We start from the raw sequence: 20921 nt of genomic DNA on the forward strand, positions 1-20921 counted from the left end.
GACGTAAGCACCGCAGCGAAGGAGCGGTAGCGACTGAGCGAGGAGCGCAGCGAGCGTACGGCGTCCTCGCGACTGGGGCTTTGGCGGTGTTCGCCGTCGATCAGCGGCCACCCACGTACAGCCGAGCGACTGGGGCTTTGGCGGTGGTCGCCGTCGATCAAGTCTCAGCTATTTATAAACGAGCGACTGAGCCTTCGGAGACGTTCGCCGCGCAACCCTCCGTTTCGTCTCGAACCGACCAGTTTAATCGGCGTCCTCGACTCTCGTTCCGTATGAGCGACTTCCCCGAGTTCGAGGTGATCCCCGCCGTCGACGTTCAGGACGGCGAGGTCGTCCAGCTGGTCGGCGGCGAGCGCGGGACGGGCAAGCGCTACGGCGACCCGGTCGCGGCCGCCGAGCGCTGGATCGAGGCGGGCGCCGAGACGCTCCACCTCGTCGACCTCGACGGCGCGTTCGAGGGCGAGCGCGTCAACGCGGCGGCGATCGAGGCGGTCGTCGAGAGCGTCCCGGACGAGACCGGCCTCCAACTGGGCGGCGGCATCCGGACCGCGGAGGGCGCGCGCGACCTCCTCGAGTTGGGCCTCGACCGCGTCATCCTCGGCACCGCGGCGGTCGAGACGCCCGAGATCGTGGGCGAGGTCGACGACACCCACCCCGGAACCGTCGTCGTCAGCCTCGACGCGAAGGACGGCGAGGTCGTGGTGTCGGGGTGGACCGAGGGGACCGGGCTCGACCCCGCCGAGGCCGCGGCGCGCTACGAGGAGCTGGGCGCCGGCGCGATCCTCTTTACGAACGTCGACGTGGAAGGGCAGTTAGAGGGGATCGACCGCGAGGCGGTCGCGAGCGTCGTCGAGGCCGTGGACATACCCGTCATCGCCTCCGGCGGCGTGGCGAGCGTCGAGGACGTTGTCGATTTAAAAGAGGCCGGCGCGGCCGCGGTCGTTGTCGGCACCGCGCTGTACGAGGGCGAGTTCACGCTCCGAGAGGCGCAGAAGGCCGCGGACGAGGGTTAAAAACGGAGCGCGGGGTCGTCGTCGATCGCTTATAAATAACTGACTTCGGATCATCGGCGAACACCTCCAAAGCCCCAGCCGGGAGGGCGGCGCACGCTCGCTGCGGTCCTCACTCGGTCACTCACTGCGTTCGCTCCCTCATTGCGGTCCTTACGTCGCCTGCGCCGCCCTCCCGGCTGCCCCTTTGAGTCCCGCCTCGCACGGCACCGCAGCCTCACGCCTCCCCAGCCTCGCGGCTCCCTCCGCTTCGCTCCGGTCGCCGCGTCCCTCGCGCGGTGCTCCTCGCGGCCGCCGAGGGCGGCCGCTCGCAGGCACGCGCCACCGCACCGCCTATTTATAAGTACACTCTGAACTCCTCAATCACATCAGCTTCTCTCTCGCGGACTCGAACGCCCTCACACCCGCAACCGACTTACGAATCCCCCGCGACGGGCCCGTATGAGCGAGCACGACCGGACCGCGGCCGTCACCCGCGAGACGAGCGAGACGACGATCGAACTCACCCTCGCGGTCGACGGCGACGGGGAGAGCGAGGTCGACACGGGGATCGGCTTCTACGACCACATGCTGGCGTCGTTCGCCAAACACGGCCTCTTCGACCTGACGGTCCGCTGCGACGGCGACCTCGCGATCGACGACCACCACACCGTCGAGGACGTTGCGATCTGCCTCGGCGAGGCGTTCGACGAGGCGCTCGGCGAGAAGCGCGGCATACGGCGATACGCCGACCGCCGCGTTCCCCTCGACGAGGCGGTCGCGAGCGTCGTCGTCGACGTCGCGGGGCGGCCGTACTACGAGTTCTCCGGCGAGTTCTCTCAGGAGTCCGTCGGGGAGTTCACCAGCGTCATGGCCGACCACTTCGCGCTCTCTCTGGCCCACAACGCCGGGCTGACCCTCCACGCGACGGTCGAGACGGGCGACAACGCCCACCACGAGGTCGAGGCGCTGTTCAAGGCGCTGGCGCGTGCGCTCGACGACGCCACCCGCCTCGACGAGCGCCGCAGCGACACGCCGAGCACGAAGGGCGAACTCTGACGCGACGCCCGCGCTCGCGGCGCGCGCCCTCCCGGCGTCCCCTCACTCGGGCGCGGCGAACTCGTTGTACTCCCCGTGGTGGTAGACGAGCTCGCCCTCGTCTTCCAGCTCGTGAAGCAGGTCGAACACCTCGCTGTACCCGCGGTCGCGGTCGTACTCGACCGCGAGCCGCTGGACGACGATCCCCGGCGTCACCGCCGCGGCCTCGTGTTCCTCGACGATCCGGACCGCGAGCTGTCGGAGCTCCGCCGTTTTCGGATCCATTTCGTGACGCCGTTCGGCCCGCCCCGACAAAACGCTCCGGGCCCGCTCGCATCCCCCGTGCTCCGCCGACCACTTATCACTGCGCGAACCGTTGACACGCTCGCATGGAACTCGACTGCGAGGGCTGCGCCGGCTGCTGCGTCGACTGGCGCCCGCTCGACCCGGCCGCGGCGGGCTCGGACCGCACCGGCCCGCGCCCCCCGCTCGACGACGCCTACGACCTCGTGCCGCTCACCCGCGACGAGGTGGCCCGATTCGTCGACGGCGGCCTCGCTGACGCCCTGGTACCCCGACTCTTCGAACCCGCCGAGCGCGACGACAGCGTCCGGATCGACGGGACCGACCTCGCCGCCGTCGACGGTCGACCCGTCTTCGTCGTCGGCCTCCGGAACCCACCCAAGCCGGTCGCGCCGATCGGCACCGACGAGCCGCGCTGGCTCGACGCGTGCGTCTTCCTCGACCCGACGACGCTCCAGTGCCGGATCCACGACACCGACCGCTATCCGCGAACCTGTGCGAGCTACCCCGAGCACACCCTCGAGCTCGGCGCCGAGACGGAGTGCGAGCGCGTCGAGGCCGCCGGCGGCGGCGACCGGCTCCTCGACGACGCGCCGCCCGCTGACCTCCCAGCGCCGGCGTTCGGCCCGCAGGCGCTCGGCGCGACCGTCTTCGCCTATCCCGACCCCGACGACCTCGACGGCGTCGTCGCCCGTCTCCGCGACGGGGCGGGGACCGCCGCCGACCGCGCCCGCTTCGCCGGCGCCGCCGTCGGCTCCCGCCCCGGGTCGCTGTCGGTGACCCGCGAACGCATGGCCGAGGCCCGGGAACGCGCCCGCGAGGCCGACTCGTGGGTCGGCCGAGCGATCGAGGCGTGGACCGAGCGCGCCGGCGCCGACGGCGATCGCGTCGCCCTCGACCGCGACGCGCGCGACCGGCTCGTCCGTGAGACGGAGGACGACGCCGGCGCGCCGGGCACGCCGGGGTGGAGTTCTGAGGGATGAACGCCGACCGCGGGAGGGGGGACCGCGACCGTTCGCCTCCTCCCTTCACCCGCCCCGCTTCCGGTACCAGACGCGCTCGCCGACCGGCGACTCGCCCTCTCCGATCGGGAGCCGGCTCACGAACAGGTCCCTGACGGCGAACGTGATCACCAGTTCGACGGGCGCGGCGTCGGACTCGGCAGCGTCTCGCTCGCCGCCGGCGTCGCCCGACGCGACCGGCCGCACCGTCACGACGCAGTGGCCGTCGCGCTTCCCTATCGACTCGACGACGCCGACGGACCACCGGTCGACCCGATGCGCCGGCTCCCGGGCGTGAACGCGGTCGTGGTTCACGCCGGCCTCCGTGCGTCGGTCACGACGTCCCCGCTTCCGCGTCGTCCTCGTCGCCCGCGACCCGTCGCACCGCGAGCGCCCCCTCGCAGACGCACTCGCCCTCGCACTTCGGACACTCCTCGGCGGATCGCTCGATCGGGTCGCGGTGGACCGTCTCGTACCCGTGCGCGTCGAACAGTTTCTCCGGCGAGTCGTCGCCGCCGTGGTACCACGAGTCCGCGAGGAACAGGTCGACGCCGCGCGCCGCGCCGACCGCGTGTAGCCGTTCGAGCAGTCGGCTCCCGATCCCCCGACCGGTCGCCGTCTCGCCGACGTATCCCATCTCGAGGTGGCCGTACCGGTCGGCCGCGGGGAGCAGATCGCGGTCGTCGAAGAAGTACATCTCGTCGGCGAGTTCGGCCGGGTCCGCGAACTCGCGGAGCGCCATCACGCCGCAGACCGCGTCGCCGCGGTCGCCCTCGCTACGGTCGTCGCCCGACTCGGCCACGTTCGCGTCGCCGCCCGACTCGGCCACGTTCGCGTCGTCGCCCGACTCGACCGCGACCAGCACGTGGTACGTCGGGTCGTCGAGTCCGAGGTCGACGCCGTAGGTGCTTCCCTCGCTGAAGTGAGCGGTGATCAGCTCCTCTAGCGGCTCGGCGTCGCCCGGCCGCGGGTCTCGGATCGCGAACTCCGTCATCTACCGGACGGACGCCGCGGCGGAGCAAGAGCGGTTCGGTGTCGGAAGCGGGGGTCCCCGTCAGCTCCCGGCGCCCGGCCGCCAGACCTCCTGCCGTCGGTCGAGCCACGCCACGACGACGACGTGCGGCAGCGTCATCGCGGCGATAGCGACGAGCGACACGGCCAGCAGGTCGCCGGGCGCCGCCACGCCGGCCGGGACGCTCGCGCCGACCGCGCCGACCACGAGGAACCCCCCGAGCGTGAGCGGCGCGGCGTCGCGACCGAAGCGTGCGAGCGCTCCGACGGCATCGCCGGCCGACGCCGCGCTCGCGGCCCCGGGATCGACGAGGACGAGGCGCCCGACGTGCCGGAGCGCGTGCCACAGCGCGAAGTACACCCCGATCGCGAACACCGGCGCCGCGAGCAGGAACCACGCCCACAGCACCGCGAGCTCGCCGACGTCGCGCCGCCAGCCGCCGGGGTCACGCCGCGAGCCGTCGGGACCCCGGCCGCTTCGGACCCGCCGGTAGCCGAGGGCGACCGACGCCAGCGTCGCGGCCGCCATCCCGAGGCCGACCGCGAACCGGACCTCGGGGACGAACAGCGGGGCGACCGCGCTCGTGGCCGCGCCCGAGTCGACGAGGAACAGCCCGACGATCCACTCGGCCACCAGCCGGTACTCCTCGGGGTGCGCGAGGAGGGGAACCCCCATCGGGAGCCCGCCCCGGACGACGAGGGCCAGCCACCGCTCCGCCGACGAGGGCAGGTGTTCGACGCCGGCGATCGCGAGCGTCGCCACGTCGCCCTGTCCCCAGTGGAGCCACGTGAGCGCGATGAAGCCGACGAACGCCGCGACGGGCGCGACGAAGAACGCCGCGACGACCGCCCCGCCGAGGACCGCGTAGACGACCGAGACGACCGCGATCGACCGCCGGAGCGACACGCCCGGCGCGGCTCGGAGCGGGACGAGGTGGTCGACCGCGCCGTGCGCCATCCCGACGGCGAGGGTACCGAGCGCGAACGTCGCGACGCCGACTTCGACCGGAAACAGGGGGGTCACGGCACCGATCGGCAGCAGCGCGGCCAACGCCAGCGCCGGGCGACGCGCGAACCAGCGGTCGACCCGCTCGGCCGCGGACTCGGGTTCGGTCTGCGCGTCCGCGGGGGTCGCTCCGGCGTCGCGCTCGCGGGCCGCCGCGGAACGGGACTCGCTCGCGTCCGTCGACGCCGCCGGCGCCTCAGTCATCGACCACGTCGGGGTCCGGGTCGGCCGGCGCGTCCGGACCGGGGACGTCGCGCTCGGTTCTCCCGGACGGCGCCGGTTCCGCGGTCTCCCGCCGCCGGTCGTTCCAGTCGAGGACCCACTCGAACAAGACGAGGCCGTTGATCGTCATCACTCCCGCGGCGACGAAGAACAGCATCTCCTCTATCGGAAGTCCGAGGACCGTGATCCCGCTCGTCAGCTCCGGCGACAAGTACCAGGTCCCCATCCCGATCGCGATCCGGTCGGCGACCCAGAAGTACGCTGCCGGGACCAGCGTCGCCGTGACCCACAGCCGAGGCGTGCGCGCGAGGTACCCCCCGCCCACGCTCCACTGGAGCGCGAGAACCGGCCCGACCCACGCGATCAGCCCGCCGAGATACAGGAACGAGGGGTCGAGCCGGACGAGCGTCAGCCCGATCGGCACCATCGCGAGGCCGACGGCGACCCCGGCGGCCCGCGGCGCGCGGTCGAAGTCTCCCTCCCGGAACGTCGGGTCGAAGCCGATCCGGTGGAGCGCGAGCGCGACGACGACCGTCTGTACCGTGAAGAAGAGGTACTCCCCCAGCGGGATCGACAGCGCCCGCGCGACGACGGCGCCGTCGGCGTATCCCCACGCCCCCCGTCGGATCATGTAGCTGATCCACGGCGTGGTGTAGGCGTACGCGATGGCGACCAGGATCGCGATCCCGACCGCCGCGCGCCGACGCCGCGTCGGTTCGTACCGGGGCGCGAGGTACCACAGGAGCGCGAGGACCGGGAGACTGAAGACGAGATGGAACTGGAGATACGTCAGCGTCGGCAGCATCGACTCACCCCAACGAAGACGCTCATACCTCCGCTTACGCTCCGTTTCTCTTTAACCCTTCAGCCGAACGTCGTCAGGTACCGCCGGACCGAACGCGTTCGGGCGTCACTCGTCCGCCGCGAGGACGCCGTGCGCCGCCAGCACCTTCCCGAGCCGATACATGGACGCGACGACCGAGTCGCAGACGGGTCGCACCGCGGACTTCGGGACGAAGCCGACAGCGAGCCCCGCGACCTCCAGCATCGGAAGGTCGTTCGCGCCGTCACCGACCGCGACCGTCTCCGTCATCGGCACCCCGACCTCGGCCGCGAGGTCGGCCAGCGCGTCGTCTTTCGTTCCCTCGATGAGCGGTCCCTCGGCCTCGCCGGTGAGCGCCCCGTCCGGTCCGGTCGGTAATCGATTCGCGACGATCGTGTCGACCGCGACGCCCTCCCGGGCGAGCGCCGCCTCGACGCCGTGCTCGAACCCGCCGGTGAGCACGGCGACGTGGTGGCCCTCCTCCCGCAGGCGCTCGATGAGGCGCGCGGCGCCGGGCCGGATCCGGACCGCGTCGAACGCGTCGGCGACGTCCGCCGCCGAAAGCCCTTCGAGCAGCGCCGCGCGCTGATAGAGGCTCTCGGCGTAGCTGAGCTCGTTGTTCATCGCCCGCTCGGTGATCTCGGCGACCTCGTCGGCGACGCCGGCCCGCTCGGCGAGCAGGACCGTCATCTCGGAGTCGGAGAGTGTCCCGTCGAAGTCGAACGCGATGAGACTCATGACGTCCGTTCGTCGCGGCGGGGCCTTGAAGCGCGCGGTCGGCCGCGACGTCGTCGGGACGGCGCCCTCCGAAGCGCCCCCTTACGGCCGCTCGCCGCGGTACTCGACGTAGGTGACCTCCTCCGCACACCAGGAACACCCGCACTCGCTGTAGTAGCCGCTCCGCCCGGTGAGCCGATCGGGGTGAGTGATCTCGATGCCGCGCTGGAACCGCTCCGCGAGTAGCGGTCACACTCTTCCCAGAACGACGCCGCAGCGTCCATCACGTGCGACCACGAGAAGCTCGTATTTGAACGTTTCTCCGAAATCAACCCGCTCAGCCCCGTTGTAACCCCTTCCCACGCCGATCCCGTCACTCGCCCTCCGCGTCGGCGAGGAACTCCACGTCGCCGGCGATGACCGCGCTCGCGATGACGCCGACGCCGACGGCGGTCGCGACTCCGAGGGTCGTCAGCGTCACCGAGATCGCGGACCCGCCGACCGCGACGCCGACGAACGCCCCGACGGACCCGCCGACGCCGCCGGCGATCACCGCGAGCGTCTGGGCCTCTCGCATAGGTGTCGATTCAGTAACACGGGTTATAAGCGTTCCTCCCGGGTTCTCTCGGGTGATAACGCCGTCGCGGCGGGCGAGGAGAACGCGAAACGCGGCTCCGCCCGCCCGTCTCAGCGCGGGTACTGCCGGCCGATGTCGAGGCCGTCTCCCGCCGACTCCGCCTCCGCGGACGCGTCCCCTTCCTCCTCGCCGCCCGGACTCACGCTCCCGGTCCGGTAGCCCGCCATGTCGAGGGTGACGTACTCGAAGCCGAGGTCTGTGAGGTGTTCGTGGACGGCGTCGGCGAAGGCGGGGTCGAGCGCGCGCTCCAGTTCCTCCGGCGCGATCTCGACGCGCGCGAGGCCGTCGTGGTCGCGGACGCGGAACCCCGAAAAGCCCCACTCGCGGAGCACGCGCTCGGCCTTCTCGACGCGGGTCAGGCGCTCCTCGGTCACCTCCAGCCCGGTCGGGATCCGCGAGGAGAGACACGCCATCGAGGGTTTGTCGGCCACGGAGAGGCCGTAGGACTCCGCGATCGCGCGGACCTCGTCCTTCGTGATCCCCGCGTCGAGCAGCGGCGAGAACACGTCGAGCTCCTCGACCGCGCGGAGCCCGGGCCGGTGTCCCTCGCCCGGATCGTCCGCGTTCGTCCCGTCGCAGACGGTGTCGATGCCGAGCTCCCTGGCCGTCTCGTACATCCGGCCGAGCCGCATCGTCCGGCAGTGGTAACAGCGGTCGCCGTCGTTGGCGACGAAGTTCGGGTCGTCCAACTCGGAGAACGTCACCGTCTCGTGAGCGATTCCGATCTCCTCGGCCACTCGCCTCGCGTCGTCGAGTTCGGCGGCCGGGAGTGTCTCGCTTCGGGCGGTACACGCCACGGCGTCGTCGCCGAGCGCGTCCGCCGCCAAGGCGGCCACCACCGCGGAGTCGACCCCGCCCGAGAACGCGACGAGGACCCCGTCGCGCTCGCCGAGCGCGTCGCGGGCCGCCGCCGCTTTCGCCGCCGTCTCGGAGGCGAGCGACTCGTCGCCGACGCCTCGCGCCGTCTGGCTCATGGCCGGCGTTGGCGGCGGGCGCGAAAAAGGGCGTCGCACGCGGAATCGACCCGGCCGGTCGCGCCCCGCCGCGCCGGACCGCGGGAACGACCCGCACGCTTTACACCGTTGCCGCGATACCGGCGAGTAGATGCAGCTGGAGGCGATCCCTGGCGTCGGCGCCAAGACGGCCGCGGCCTTACGCGAACTGGACGACCCGGCCGCGACCGTCGAGTCCGGCGACGTGGCCGCCATCGCCCGCGCGCCGGGCGTCAACGAGGCCCGCGCGGCCCGCATCGCCCGCGGGGCGATCCGCCGCCGCCACGGCGACGACGGGCGCGTGCTGGCCACCGACCGCGCCCGCGAACTGTACCGGGAGGCGATAGACCTGCTGCGCGAGCGCACCGTCACCGACTACGCGGCGAAGCGACTGGAGACCTTCTACCCGAGCGCGTCCGCCTCGCGGATCGCGGAGGCGCAGGCGTTCGCGGCCGACGCGACGGACCGCGATCCCGACCCGGCGGTCCGCGAGGCGCTCGCGGACTGCGCGCCCCTGTCGGACCCCCCGACCGTCCGCGTCCGCGACCGGTGCCTCGCGACCGCCGACGCCGAGACGCTCGCGCGCGCCGAGTCGGCCGTCCCCGAGCTCTCCGTCGAGACCGTCGAGGACGCCCGCGACGTCTCCGAGCTCGGCCGGTCGTACGCCTCCGTGATCGTCTTAGACGAGTCGTTCGCCGGGCTCGACGTGGAGGGCGACGTGAGCGTGCGGCCGGACGCCCTCGAAACTCCCGCCGAAACCGTCCCCGAGCGCCTGCTCGCGTTCTTCGCCGAGAACCGCGAGCGGCTGGAGGCGGCCGCGGCGGTCCACGAGGCGGCCGCGGCGGCCGGCGACCCGGTCTCTGGCGGCGACTCGGCCGAAGAGGGCGACTCCGACGCCGGCCCTCCGGTCGACCTCGACCGCCTGCGTGACGCGCTCTCGCGGCTCGACGACGACGGCACCATCGCCGGCGACGCGGAGTTAGACCGGCTGACCGGCGCCGTCGACGACCTCGACGCCGCGGTGTCGACGGCGGCCTCGGTCGCCGACGACCGGCTGCGCGAGGCGATCCGCGAGCGCGACGTCACCATCGAGGGGACCGACTTCCTCTCCTTAGTCGAACAGGGCGCCCGCGTCGACTCGCTGCTCGACCGCGAGCTGGCCGACGAGTACGACGCGGCGGTCGACGCCGCCCGCGAGCACCTCGCCGACGCGCTCCGCTTGGAGCCCGAGGAGGCGGAGCTGGCCGACCGCGTCTTCGGCGGCGACCCCTCTTTCCCGGTCGAGCACGACGAGAGCGCGGTCTCGCGGCTCCGGACCGAGCTCTCCGCGGCCCGCGACCGCCGCGCGGCGAAGCTGAAGGCCGACCTCGCGAGCGACCTCGGCGACCTCCGCGAGCCGGTCGAGGCGCTCGTGCGCGACGCCTTGGAGCTCGACGTCGAGCTGGCGATCGCGCGGTTCGCCCGCGACTTCGACTGTACGATTCCCGAGGTGGTCGGGCCGGAGAGAGGCGACGCCGAGGCCGGCGGCGACGCGGTCGCGGGCTTCCGCATCGAGGGCGGCCGCTCCCCGCTGCTCGACGTCGACTTCGCGGACGTCGAGCCGGTCGACTACGCCGTCTCGGGCGCGACGCTCCTGTCGGGGGTCAACTCCGGCGGGAAGACCTCCACGCTCGACCTGGTCGCCCTGGTCGTCGTCCTCGCGCAGATGGGCATGCCCGTGCCCGCCGAGTCGGCGACCGTCGAGCGCTTCGAGGAGGTCCACTACTACGCGAAGTCGCAGGGGACCCTCGACGCGGGCGCGTTCGAGGCGACGCTCCGCGACTTCGGCGACCTCGTCGACGGCGCGGACGGCCGGCTCGTCCTCGTCGACGAGCTGGAGTCGATCACCGAGCCGGGCGCCTCCGCGAAGATCATCGCCGGCATCCTGGAGGCGCTCGACGACCAGGACGCGACCGCCGTCTTCGTCTCCCATTTGGCCCGCGAGATCCGCGACGCCGCGGACTTCGAGGTCGCGGTCGACGGCATCGAGGCCGCGGGGCTCGTCGACGGCGAGCTGCGGGTGAACCGCTCGCCGAAGAAGGGTCACCTCGCGCGGTCGACGCCGGAGCTCATCGTCGAGAAGCTCGCGGACGACCGCGGCGGCGAGTTCTACGGCGACCTGTTGGAGAAGTTCTGAGGGGCGGCTCGTCGGCGCCGACCCTACTCGCCGTCGTCGTCGGTTCGGTCGGCTCAGTCGCCCTCGGATCGGTCGGCTCAGTCGCCGTCGAGCTCCGCGGTGACCGTGATCTCGACGTCGAGCGGCGCGGGGAGCCGAGACACCTCGACGCAGGTTCTCGCCGGGTACGGCTCCGAGAGGAACGCCCGGTACGCCTCGTTGACCGCGTCGTAGTCGCCCATGTCGGTGAGGTAGACGGTCGCCGACACGATCGCGTCCGGGGTCGTCCCGGCCGCCTCCAGGATCGCGGCGACGTTTTCGAGCGTCTGCGTCGTCTGTTCGGCGACCGACTCGGGGGCCTCGCCGGTGTCGGGGTCCACGCCCGTCTTCCCCGAGACGTGGACCGTGTCGCCGGAGACGATCCCCTGTGAGTACGGACCGAGGGCCTCCGGCACGTCGTCCGTCGTGATTTCTCGCATTGCTCGGAGGACGACGCGCCGCGGTATCAAGATGCGGGTCGCAGGGGTCACCCCGACCGCTCCGGACGCTCTTCGCCCCGCCGACATATTCATACAGGCTCGGTCGGAATCGAGCCGTATGCCAGCCGTGTCCCCGTTCGGCGTCCTCCTCTTCGCGGCGCAGGTCGGCGTCGGCGCTCAGGTGTCTCGCTCGCTTTCGACCACCGGCCGCGCTCGTCGCGCCGCGGTCGGGCTCGCGGTCGCGGTGCTCGGACTGTTGGTCCTGTTCCGCTTCGGCGCCGTCGCGGCGCTCACGGCCGACCTGATCGCGCTCCTCGTCGTTGCGAGCGCGACGGGATCGTCCGGTCGCCGCCCGACCGCAGGGTGTCCTTTATAAGTTAGACCGTGGTGTCGCTGTCGGCTGTTTATAAACGACCGACGCTGCTGGGGTGCCGGTATCCAAAGCCTCAGCCGCTCGTTTATAAATAGCTGCTAGCAAGCCCACGGACGACGCCTCCAAAGCCCCAGTCGCGAGGGCTCGGTGCGGTCGCTGCGGTCCTCGTCGGTCGCTCGCTTCGCTCGCACCCTCCTGCGGTCCTTGCGTCCCGCGCCTTCGCCCTCGCGACTGCCCCTTTGAGTCCCGCCCAGCACCGCCCCGCACGGCACCTCACGCCTCCCCAGCCTCGTCGCTGGCGGCAGACGCCGCCAGCGACTCCCTCGCGGGCTAGCTCGCGGCCGCCGATGGCGGCCGCTCGCAGGCGCGCCACCGCATTGTCATTTATAAGTGATCACCGCCGTCGCTCACGGCCGTTTAAATACAGAGTCGTCAACGCCGATCCGCGATACTTCCTCTCGCTATCGCTCGACGACCGGAAATATCAGTTGTGTCTCCGTTCGATCCGAGGCGCGGAACCCCGCCGAAGCGCTCCTGCCTCAGTCGTCGTCCGCCACCGCGGGCTTCCGGCGGTCGTCGCGGGGGCCGTCGAGGTCGACCTTCGGGAGCATGTCCCGGAGGTAGCGCCCGGTGTGAGACGCCTCCTCGCGGGCGATCTCCTCGGGGGTGCCGCTGGCGACCAGCTCGCCGCCGCCGTCGCCGCCCTCGGGACCGAGGTCGATCACGCGGTCGGCGTTCTTCACGAGGTCGAGTTCGTGCTCGATGACGACCACGGTGTTGCCGGCGTCGACGAGCCGGTGGAGCACGTCGATCAGCTTGCGCTCGTCCTCCTTGTGGAGCCCCGTCGTCGGCTCGTCGAGGAGGTACAGCGTGTCGCCGGTCGCGCGCTTGCCCAGCTCCTCGGCGAGCTTCACGCGCTGGGCCTCGCCGCCCGAGAGGGTCGTCGAGGGCTGGCCCAGCTCCATGTAGCCGAGCCCGACGTCTTTCAGCAGCTTCAGCCGCCGTTCGAGCCCGCGGTGGCTCTCGAAGAACTCGTGGGCCTCCGTGACGCTCATGTCGAGCACGTCGGCGATGGTCTTCCCCTTGTACTCCACGTCGAGCGTCTCGTCGTTGTAACGCGAGCCGCCGCACTCCTCGCAGGGGACGTACACGTCGGAGAGGAAGTTCATCTCGATCTTGACGGTGCCCTGTCCGCCGCACTCCTCGCAGCGCCCGCCCTTCACGTTGAACGAGAAGCGGCCCTTCTCGTAGCCGCGGCGCTTCGAGAGCTTCGTCTCCGCGAACAGCTCGCGGACGTGGTCGAACACGTCGGTGTACGTCGCGGGGTTCGAGCGCGGCGTCCGCCCGATCGGCGACTGGTCGATCAGCCGCACGGTCTCCACCTCGTCGAGCCCCTCGATCGCGTCGTGCTCGCCGGGGTCGACCGAGGTGTTGTCGTTCATCTCGCGGGCGAGCCCCTTGTAGAGGATGTCGTTGACGAGCGTCGACTTCCCGGAGCCGGAGACGCCGGTGACGGTCGTCAGCGTGCCGAGCGGGATCGGCACGTCGAGGTCCTTCAGGTTGTGCTGGCGGGCCCCTCGAACCGTCAGCTCCCCGTCCGGCTCGCGGCGCTCGTCGGGCACCGGAATCTCCTTCCGGCCCGCGAGGTAGTCGGCGGTCACCGACTCGTCGGCCGCGACCACCTCGTCGAAGTCGCCCTGCGCGACCACCTCGCCGCCGCGCTTGCCGGGGCCGGGGCCCATGTCGATGATCTCGTCGGCGCGCCGCATCGTCTCCTCGTCGTGTTCGACGACGATGAGGGTGTTGCCCAGGTCCCGGAGCCCTTCGAGCGTGTCGAGCAGGCGGTCGTTGTCGCGCTGGTGGAGGCCGATGGAGGGCTCGTCGAGGACGTAGAGGACGCCCACCAGCCCGGAGCCGACCTGCGTGGCGAGCCGGATGCGCTGGCTCTCGCCGCCCGACAGCGTCGACGCCTCGCGGTCGAGCGTGAGGTACTCCAAGCCGACCTCCTCCATGAAGCCGAGCCGCGCGCGGATCTCTTTGAGGATCTCCTCGGCGATCGTCGTCTCGCGCTCGTTCAGTTCCGCTTCCATCCCCTCGAAGTGCTCGCGAGCCTCCGCGATCGACAGCTCGTTGACCTCGGTGATCGCGGTGTCCGCGACGAGGACGTGCCGCGACTGCTCCTTCAGGCGCGTCCCCTCGCACTCGGGACACGTCGTCACGGCCATGTACTCCTCGATGTGGTCGCGGGCGCGCTCGGAGTCGGTCTCCACGTGGCGGCGCTCTAAGTTGGGGATGACCCCCTCGAACCGCTCCGTCTTCTCGCGGGTGCCGTTCTTCGTCGTCCACTCGAAGTGGACCATGTCGTCGGTGCCGTAGAGGAACTGCCGCCGGATCGACTCGTCGAGCTCCTCGAACGGCGCGTCGAGGTCGACGCCGAAGTGCTCCGCGACGTTGTCGAGCTGGCGCGAGTAGTAGGTGCGGTCGTAGCTCCACGGCTCGAACACGTGCTTGAGGGGTTTCGAGGGGTCCTCGACCACGAGCTCCTCGTCGACCTCCTTCGTCGAGCCGATTCCCTCGCACTCGGGACAGGCGCCGTACGGGCTGTTGAAGGAGAACGAGCGCGTCTCGATCGCGGAGAACTGGACGTCGGAGTTGGGGTTGCCGAGCTCCTCGGAGAACTCCACGACGAGCCGGTCGTCGCCGTCGGCGTCGGCCGCGAGCGACCCCGTCGAGCGCGCGTTCGACGCGAACGGCACGTCCTCCGGCGGGTCGGGGACGATCAGCTTGAGGGCGCCGTCGGCCTCCTCGAGGGCGGTCTCGACGGAGTCGGTGATCCGCGAGCGCGCGTCCGGGGCGACCCGCACGCGGTCGACGATCACGTCGATCGTGTGGTCGTAGTTCTCGTCCAGGTCCGGGTCGTCCAAGGTCAGGTCGACCGGTTCGCCGTCGACCTCGACGCGGCTGTACCCCTCGCTCACGAGCTCCTCGAAGAGGTCCTCGAACGCGCCCTTCTGGTCGCGGACGACCGGCGCGGCGACCTTCGCGCGGGTGCCCTCGTGGAGCTCGAGGATCTGGTTCACCATGTCCTGGGCGGACTGCTCGCCCACCTCCTCGCCGGTGACGGGGTCGTACTGGGTGCCGATCCGGGCGTACAAAAGGCGGAGGTAGTCGTGGAGCTCGGTGACGGTCCCCACCGTCGACCGGGGGTTGTTCGCGGCGTTCTTCTGGTCGATCGAGATCGCGGGCGAGAGCCCCTCGACGGACTCCACCTGCGGCTTGTCCATCTGTCCGAGGAAGTTGCGGGCGTACGCGGACAGCGACTCGATGTAGCGGCGCTGCCCCTCGGCGTAGACGGTGTCGAACGCGAGCGACGACTTCCCCGACCCCGAGAGCCCGGTGACGACGGTGAACTCCTCCCGCGGAATCCGGACGTCGAGGTCCTTGAGGTTGTGTTCCTCGGCGCCGCGGACCTCGATGTACTCCTTGCTCATTTCACTCCTCCGTTGCGGGCGCGCGCGGGAATACCCGTCGGTCTCGGGGGTGACATTCGGGAAACCGCGCTGTTGCCGCGGAGCGGGAACCGCGCGCCGGACGGCTCAGCGCCCGACGAACTCCGCGGGCGGCGAGAGGTCGCGCCGGCCCCCGAATGTGACGAGGAAGAGGACGCCGACGCCGACGCCGTACGCGGTCATCAGCGGGACCGTCGCGAGGAGCATCGTGATCACGTCGGCGGGGGTGAACACGGCCGCGACGAGCATGATCCCGATCGTCACCTCGCGCCAGCGCTCCCGGAACACGCGGTACGGGACGCCGGCGTTGTTCAACAGGACCATCGCGATCGGGACGTCCGCGAGGAAGCCGATCCCGATCGTCGTGTAGATGACGAGCCAGAGGAAGTCGCTCACCCGATAGGTGATGATCATGTCCGCGAGGCGCGCGTCGGTGACGAGCCACCCGATGAGCCCCGGCGCGATGTACGCGTAGCCGAGCGCGAAGCCGCCGATCATGCCGGCGCCGAGCGCGCCCGCCCACAGGTACACCTGGTAGATCCGCCCGGCGACGAAGCCGCGCTCGCGGAGCGCGGGCCACGCGTAGTAGAGGACCACGGGGAACGCCGCGAGGATCCCGAGCATCACCGAGAACTTCACCATGAAGATCAGCGCCTCGACCGGGTGGAGCGTGATGATGTTGATCCCGCCCTCTATCTCCGCCGGCACGCGCCGTTCGAGGTCGCCGCGAACCGTTCCGAGTCCGCCGAGGTACAGCCACGTGAACGCGGCCGCCATCACGACCCCGAAGACGGCGACGATCCGGAACGACCGCGTGCGCAGCGAGTCGAAGATGAACTTGAGGTCCTTGTAGTAGCCGCCGATGTCGTCTTCGGCCGCCTCCTCGTTACCGTCCGTGAGCTCCGCGAGGAACGTCGAACTCGCGCGCGAGGTCCGGTTCTGGACGGTGCCGACCAGCCCGTCCTCGCCGGCGTCGCCCGCCCCGCCCGCGCTCGCGGCGGAGTCGTCCGCGTCGCCCTCCGCCCCGTCCCCGTCGCCGCCCTCGTTCACCTCGTCGAAGCGGTCGAGGATCGCCTGCGCCTTCTCCGCGTCGTCGTCGTCTATCGCGGCCTGCGCGAGCGCGAGCGACTCCTCCTCGTCCATCTCCGCGAACGCATCCGCGGGGGCCGCCCGCACGCCCGCGGCGTCGAGTTCGCTCACGTCGACGGCTGTCGGGTCGCCGTACCGGTGACCCGCGCTCGCGGTGTCGAGGTCGGTGTACACCGCCCACAGCGTCGCGACGGCGGTGAACGCGAGCGCCCACGCGACGACGTAGATCCCCAGCGTCGTCGCGGGGTCGAGGCCGAACCCCTCGCCCGGCGCGAGGAACCGCCGGTCGCTCCCAGCGAGCCGCAGGAGGTCGTTGAGCGCGGTTCGGCCGCCGTACTCGTAGAATCCGTACACGAGCGCGCCGCCGAGGACCGTCGCGCCGACGACGACGTTCCAGTGGTTCCGGACGGCCCCGAGCACGTCGATCCGGTCGGCGCTCCGGTTGGCCGTGACGACGAGCTTCGCGAGGTAGAGGCTGAAGCCGTACAGCGCGACCAGCGGGAACGCCCACAGCAGCTGGGTGAACGGGTCCGGCGGAGAGAAGACGGCGCCGAACACGAAGATGAGGACGACCGCGTGGCGCCACTTGTCACGGAACGTCTCGTACGGGACGATCTCGGCGTACGAGAGGCCGGTGATCACCATCGGCATCTGCCCGGCGAGCCCGAAGGAAAGCGAGAGGAACACGATGAACTCCGTCCACATCACGATCCCGTAGGTGGGCTGGATGTCGGCCTCCAGGCCGAACTCCGCGAGGAAGCCGAACATCAGCGGGAAGAAGGCCAACACGCCGTAGGCGACCCCGGCGGAGAAGAGGCCGGCGGCGAGCAGCCCGAGCAGCGCGAGCTTCCACCGAGCGATCGGGGATCGCGGCCACATACCGCGACGCCGCAGCTCGTCGCGAGTGACGTAGATCAGCGGCGGAATCGCGGCGACCGCACCCACGATCAGTCCGATCTTCGCCTGGAGGAGGATCACCTCGAACGGCGTCGTCGCGATGATGTCCGCCTCCGCGGCGACCGCCGCGCTCATGCTCGATTCGGTGACTTCCCGGAGCCGGTCCCAGATGTACACGCGGAGCGCCCAGAACGTCGCGAGGAAACCGATCAGGAAGACGACGAACACCTTCTGGAGATCCTTCTGGATCGATCGAAGGAACGCCTTCGCCGTCTCGCGGCCCTCCGCGATCGACTGCTGGGTGTCCTCGTCGAGGGCGCTCGCCATACGGAGGGCGAAGGCCGTCGCCGTTATCAACCTTTTCGACCGCGGACGACTCCGCCGTCGACGCGCTCGGACGGTCGGGGAGGGGGCCGATCGACCCCGCGCGGCGCCGCTATCCGAAAAGGTTGATAACCGCCCGGTCGCGTAGGGAAACTGAATGGACGACTCGGACCGGTCGCGCGACGACGACTCGGCCGCCGCTGACGGGTCGACCGACGAGGCCGAACCCGAAAGCGACGGCGCCGTCGACGAGGGGTCCGAGGCCGACGAATCCGCCGACTCGGAGGCGTCCGAGGCGGTCGAGTCCGAGGTGACCGCCGAGGTCGAACCCGAGGTGGGGTCGGCCGGAAGCGACGCGGACGGGCCCGGCGACGAGCGGCCGGACGCGCTCTCGGGCCCGGACGAGGTGGTCGAGGCCGAGGACGCCGGTCGGTCGGACGCCCTCGACGACGGGAGCGAACGCAACGAGGAGTCTCCCGACGGCGCCGCGACGGAAGGCGACTCCGTGACGGCGGACGACGGCGCGACCGCGGATACCGAGGCCGCCGGCGACGGCGGCACTCCGGCCACGACCCCGGACGCCGCGACCGCCGACGCCCCGACGGCGGTCGACGACGATCCGTTCGAGGGTATCGAGGGGCCGGAGACGGACGAGGAGATGCCGCTGGCGGCCCACATCGAGGAGATGATGCGCCGGCTCGCGGTCGTCTTCCTCATCGGCGGCCTGGCCACGCTCGTCGTCATCACCGAGTCGACGGAGCTCATCAACTACTTCTGGAGCTACCACATCCCGGCGCCGATGGAGAACCGTCCGCGGCTGTACGGCCCGCTCGAACTCCCGCTCACCCAACTGAAGGTGGCCGGACTCGCTGGCGTCGTGGTGGGGCTCCCGGCGTTCGTCTACCAGACGTACCGGTTCATGCGACCGGGGCTCTACGAGACGGAGCGGCGCTACTACCTCGCGGCGGTCCCGACCAGCCTGATCCTCGGCGGGGTCGGGATCGCGTTCGCGCACTTCCTCGTGTTGCCCGCGATCTTCTCGTATTTCACCACCTACACCTCCGACGCGGCGACGATCGCCTTCGGCCTCGCGGAGACGTTCAACCTGATCGTCATCATGCTCGCGTTCATGGCGATCGTCTTCCAGATCCCGCTGTTCATCATGCTCGCGATCATGATGAACCTCGTCACGCGGCAGTGGCTGGAGGCGAAACGGCTGATCTTCTGGGGGACGTTCCTCGGGATCGCCTTCCTGTTCAGTCCCGACCCGACCGGGATGGCGCCGATCATCGTGACGCTGACGATGATCGCGCTCTTCGAGGGAACGCTCGCGATACTGCGCTGGACCGGGAACTAGACCCGGTCCCCGTCGGTCGTTTGTAACTAGTCACCCGCGAATCTCCGACGATCTCCGCCAACGCCCCAGCCGCTCGCTCATAAACCGCTGACAACAGATCGACGGTGATCGCCCCCAAAGCCCCAGCCGCGAGGCGCTACGCGCCACGGGCAACCGGCGGCGGAGCCGCCGGTGACTGCCCCTTTGCGTCCCGCCCTGCCCCGCCCCGCACCGCGACCGCAGCCTCACGCCTCCCCAGCCTCGTCGCTGGCACCCTCCGCTTCGCTCCGGGAGCCAGCGACTCCCTCGCGCGGTGCGGTTCGCGCCGCGGTGCGGCGCTCACCGGCACGCGCCACCACTTCGGCGGTTTATAAGGGAGTGTGGCAAGTGATACTCCTCACGAACAGCACACACGTATTTATATTCAAACGGCAAGTCCCACCGATATGGTCCTCGGTCTCGTCGTTCCGGCCGCAATCTCGTTCGTGTTCGCTGCGGTCGCGGCGTACGTGGATGCCCTCCGCGCGCTGGAGGTCTACTTCGACCCGAACCAGGACAGCGTTTTCCTCATGGACGACCGCGACCCGCCGCGGCGCCCGTGACGCCGCGGTAGCCGTGGCCGAGATTCGTCCGGCCGCGGTCTTCTAGAACCGACCCGATCGGACCGCGTACGCCACCAGTAGGCCGGCCAACGCGAGGATCGGGAGGACCGCGCGCCCCACGTCGAACCGGTACCCGAGGTTCCAGACGAGCACCGTCGCCTGGACCCAGGCGAACGTGACGCCGAGGAAGAGCACGGAGAGGGTCGTCCCGCCCGGCGTGCTGGTGGCCGAATCCGGTGCGATCCGGACGAAGGCGACGCTCGCGGCGCCGAACGCGAACAGTCCGACCGTCGCCAGCGGCTTCGCCACGACCGTGTCCGGCGTCTCGCCGTTCCAGTGAATCGCCATCTCCGCCGGCAGCGACCCCCAGAGCAGGGCCGCCGCGACGAGCGGGAGGGCCATCGTTCCCACTGCGACTGCGTCTATCGACCGCGTGGAGGGCACGTTCATCGGTTCGCGGTCCGAGGGTTCGCTTCCCGACCAATTAAATCGTAGGTCCCTTGCGGTGTGTCACGCCCCGCCGAGCAGCTCGACGAGCAGCGCGTTCTGCGCGTGCATCCGGTTCTCCGCCTGGTCCCAGACGAGGGCGCGGTCGGATTCGAGCATGTCGTCCGTGATCTCCTCGCCGCGGTGCGCGGGCAGGCAGTGCATCACCTCGGCGTCGGTGCCGGCGAGCAGCTCCTGATTCACCTGGAACCCGTCGAAGGCGGCGAGTTTCTCCTCGCGCTGGTCCTCCTGCCCCATCGAGATCCATACGTCGGTGTAGACGACGTCGGCGCCCTCGACCGCGGCCTCCGGGTCCGTGGTGGGGGCCACGTCCAGCCCGAATTCGGCGGCGCGGTCGAAGACGGATTGGTTCATTCCGTAGTCGGCCGGCGTGGCGACCTCGACGTCGATACCGGCCATCGCGGCGCCGACGACGAACGACTGGCCGACGTTGTTGCCGTCGCCCACCCACGCCACCGTCGCGTCCTCCCCGACCGTCTCGCGGATCGTGAGCAGGTCGGCGAGCGTCTGACAGGGATGCGCCTCGTCGGTGAGCCCGTTGATAACGGGGCAGTCGGCGTACTCGGCGAGGACCTCGACGTCCGCGTGGTCGAACAGGCGCGCCATCACGCCGTCGACGTACCGCCCGAGCACGCGCGCCGTGTCGCGCAGCGGCTCGCCGTGACCCAGCTGGATGTCGTCGGGCCCGAGGAACATCGCGTGGCCGCCCAGCCGCGTCATCCCCGTCTCGAAGGAGACGCGGGTGCGCGTCGAGGGCTTCTCGAAGATCATCCCGAGCGTCGCGTCTGCCAGTCGGGGGTCCGTCTCGCCCGCCTTCATCGCGGCGGCGCGGTCGAGCAGGGCGTCTAGTTCGGCTGGCGTCACGTCGTCGATGTCGAGGAAGTCGTCGGTGGCGAGTGGCATCGTGTGTA

20 protein-coding genes are annotated in these 20921 nt (G+C 70.8%); 7 read left to right on the plus strand and 13 right to left on the minus strand.

All coding sequences use genetic code 11. The annotated features are described in order from the left end of the window. Positions 1-272 precede the first annotated feature (272 nt). The gene (gene hisA, locus EXE42_RS12730; RefSeq protein WP_092919412.1) at positions 273-1013 is read left to right on the plus strand and encodes a 1-(5-phosphoribosyl)-5-[(5-phosphoribosylamino)methylideneamino]imidazole-4-carboxamide isomerase; all 741 of its coding nucleotides are present in this window, start codon (positions 273-275) and stop codon (positions 1011-1013) included. A 438-nt stretch (positions 1014-1451) separates the two neighbouring features. After that, entirely contained in the window at positions 1452-2048 is a 597-nt protein-coding gene (gene hisB / locus EXE42_RS12735; RefSeq protein WP_137706655.1) for an imidazoleglycerol-phosphate dehydratase HisB, read from the plus strand. Positions 2049-2090: 42 nt separating this feature from the next. Here hisB and EXE42_RS12740 read toward each other — a convergent pair whose 3' ends face one another. Continuing rightward, on the minus strand, positions 2091-2312 hold the full coding sequence (locus EXE42_RS12740) for a hypothetical protein (protein WP_137694215.1): 222 nt from the start codon (positions 2310-2312) through the stop codon (positions 2091-2093). A gap of 104 nt (positions 2313-2416) precedes the next feature. Between EXE42_RS12740 and EXE42_RS12745 the strand changes: the two genes are divergently transcribed. Then, positions 2417-3313 carry a YkgJ family cysteine cluster protein gene (locus EXE42_RS12745; protein WP_137706656.1) on the plus strand — a complete coding sequence of 299 codons (897 nt, stop codon included), beginning with the start codon at positions 2417-2419 and terminating at the stop codon, positions 3311-3313. A 45-nt stretch (positions 3314-3358) separates the two neighbouring features. Here EXE42_RS12745 and EXE42_RS12750 read toward each other — a convergent pair whose 3' ends face one another. The 7 genes from EXE42_RS12750 to larE all read right to left on the minus strand — a co-directional run bounded on the left by EXE42_RS12750 (position 3359) and on the right by larE (position 8721). Beyond that, a complete protein-coding gene (locus EXE42_RS12750; protein ID WP_092919420.1) occupies positions 3359-3646 on the minus strand; it encodes a hypothetical protein in 288 nt (95 codons plus the stop codon). Between the two features lie 19 nt (positions 3647-3665). Further along, on the minus strand, positions 3666-4325 hold the full coding sequence (locus EXE42_RS12755) for an N-acetyltransferase (protein WP_137706657.1): 660 nt from the start codon (positions 4323-4325) through the stop codon (positions 3666-3668). Between the two features lie 60 nt (positions 4326-4385). Beyond that, positions 4386-5552 carry a Brp/Blh family beta-carotene 15,15'-dioxygenase gene (locus tag EXE42_RS12760; protein ID WP_092919424.1) on the minus strand — a complete coding sequence of 389 codons (1167 nt, stop codon included), beginning with the start codon at positions 5550-5552 and terminating at the stop codon, positions 4386-4388. Beyond that, positions 5545-6375, minus strand: coding sequence for a lycopene cyclase domain-containing protein (locus EXE42_RS12765; RefSeq protein ID WP_092919426.1), 831 nt, complete (start codon positions 6373-6375; stop codon positions 5545-5547). Before EXE42_RS12765 ends, EXE42_RS12760 begins: the two co-directional genes overlap by 8 nt. A gap of 105 nt (positions 6376-6480) precedes the next feature. Continuing rightward, positions 6481-7131: a phosphoserine phosphatase SerB gene (gene serB, locus EXE42_RS12770; RefSeq protein WP_137706658.1), complete on the minus strand. Its 651-nt coding sequence runs from the start codon at positions 7129-7131 to the stop codon at positions 6481-6483. 352 nt (positions 7132-7483) lie between these two features. Further along, a complete protein-coding gene (locus tag EXE42_RS12775; protein ID WP_092919432.1) occupies positions 7484-7687 on the minus strand; it encodes a hypothetical protein in 204 nt (67 codons plus the stop codon). Positions 7688-7797: 110 nt separating this feature from the next. Continuing rightward, a complete protein-coding gene (gene larE, locus EXE42_RS12780) occupies positions 7798-8721 on the minus strand; it encodes an ATP-dependent sacrificial sulfur transferase LarE (protein ID WP_137706659.1) in 924 nt (307 codons plus the stop codon). A 130-nt stretch (positions 8722-8851) separates the two neighbouring features. Between larE and EXE42_RS12785 the strand changes: the two genes are divergently transcribed. Then, positions 8852-10915 carry a helix-hairpin-helix domain-containing protein gene (locus EXE42_RS12785; protein ID WP_137706660.1) on the plus strand — a complete coding sequence of 688 codons (2064 nt, stop codon included), beginning with the start codon at positions 8852-8854 and terminating at the stop codon, positions 10913-10915. Between the two features lie 77 nt (positions 10916-10992). Here the strand turns inward: EXE42_RS12785 and EXE42_RS12790 are convergent, their stop codons facing one another. Next, the gene (locus EXE42_RS12790; RefSeq protein WP_092919438.1) at positions 10993-11373 is read right to left on the minus strand and encodes a RidA family protein; all 381 of its coding nucleotides are present in this window, start codon (positions 11371-11373) and stop codon (positions 10993-10995) included. A 118-nt stretch (positions 11374-11491) separates the two neighbouring features. Here EXE42_RS12790 and EXE42_RS12795 point away from each other — a divergent pair, with 118 nt between their 5' ends. Beyond that, positions 11492-11749, plus strand: coding sequence for a hypothetical protein (locus EXE42_RS12795; RefSeq protein ID WP_092919440.1), 258 nt, complete (start codon positions 11492-11494; stop codon positions 11747-11749). A 536-nt stretch (positions 11750-12285) separates the two neighbouring features. Here EXE42_RS12795 and uvrA read toward each other — a convergent pair. Beyond that, positions 12286-15237: an excinuclease ABC subunit UvrA gene (uvrA, locus tag EXE42_RS12800; protein WP_137706661.1), complete on the minus strand. Its 2952-nt coding sequence runs from the start codon at positions 15235-15237 to the stop codon at positions 12286-12288. Positions 15238-15342: 105 nt separating this feature from the next. Beyond that, the gene (locus EXE42_RS12805; protein ID WP_137694667.1) at positions 15343-17568 is read right to left on the minus strand and encodes a twin-arginine translocase subunit TatC; all 2226 of its coding nucleotides are present in this window, start codon (positions 17566-17568) and stop codon (positions 15343-15345) included. Between the two features lie 154 nt (positions 17569-17722). On the opposite strand from EXE42_RS12805, the gene EXE42_RS12810 reads away from it, so the two are divergent. After that, positions 17723-18922: a twin-arginine translocase subunit TatC gene (locus EXE42_RS12810; RefSeq protein WP_092919446.1), complete on the plus strand. Its 1200-nt coding sequence runs from the start codon at positions 17723-17725 to the stop codon at positions 18920-18922. 425 nt (positions 18923-19347) lie between these two features. Next, complete coding sequence (locus EXE42_RS19380) at positions 19348-19503, plus strand: hypothetical protein (RefSeq protein ID WP_199240753.1); 156 nt, start codon at positions 19348-19350, stop codon at positions 19501-19503. Positions 19504-19545: 42 nt separating this feature from the next. On the opposite strand, the gene EXE42_RS12815 is transcribed toward EXE42_RS19380, so the two are convergent. Together EXE42_RS12815 and argF are read right to left on the minus strand one after the other, a co-directional pair. Continuing rightward, positions 19546-19905 carry a DUF1648 domain-containing protein gene (locus EXE42_RS12815; protein WP_158293708.1) on the minus strand — a complete coding sequence of 120 codons (360 nt, stop codon included), beginning with the start codon at positions 19903-19905 and terminating at the stop codon, positions 19546-19548. A gap of 108 nt (positions 19906-20013) precedes the next feature. Next, a complete protein-coding gene (argF, locus tag EXE42_RS12820) occupies positions 20014-20913 on the minus strand; it encodes an ornithine carbamoyltransferase (protein WP_137706662.1) in 900 nt (299 codons plus the stop codon). Between the last annotated feature and the right edge of the window lie 8 nt (positions 20914-20921).

Origin of the sequence: Halorubrum sp. SP3 (assembly GCF_005435195.1) — an archaeon.
Lineage (GTDB): Archaea > Halobacteriota > Halobacteria > Halobacteriales > Haloferacaceae > Halorubrum > Halorubrum sodomense.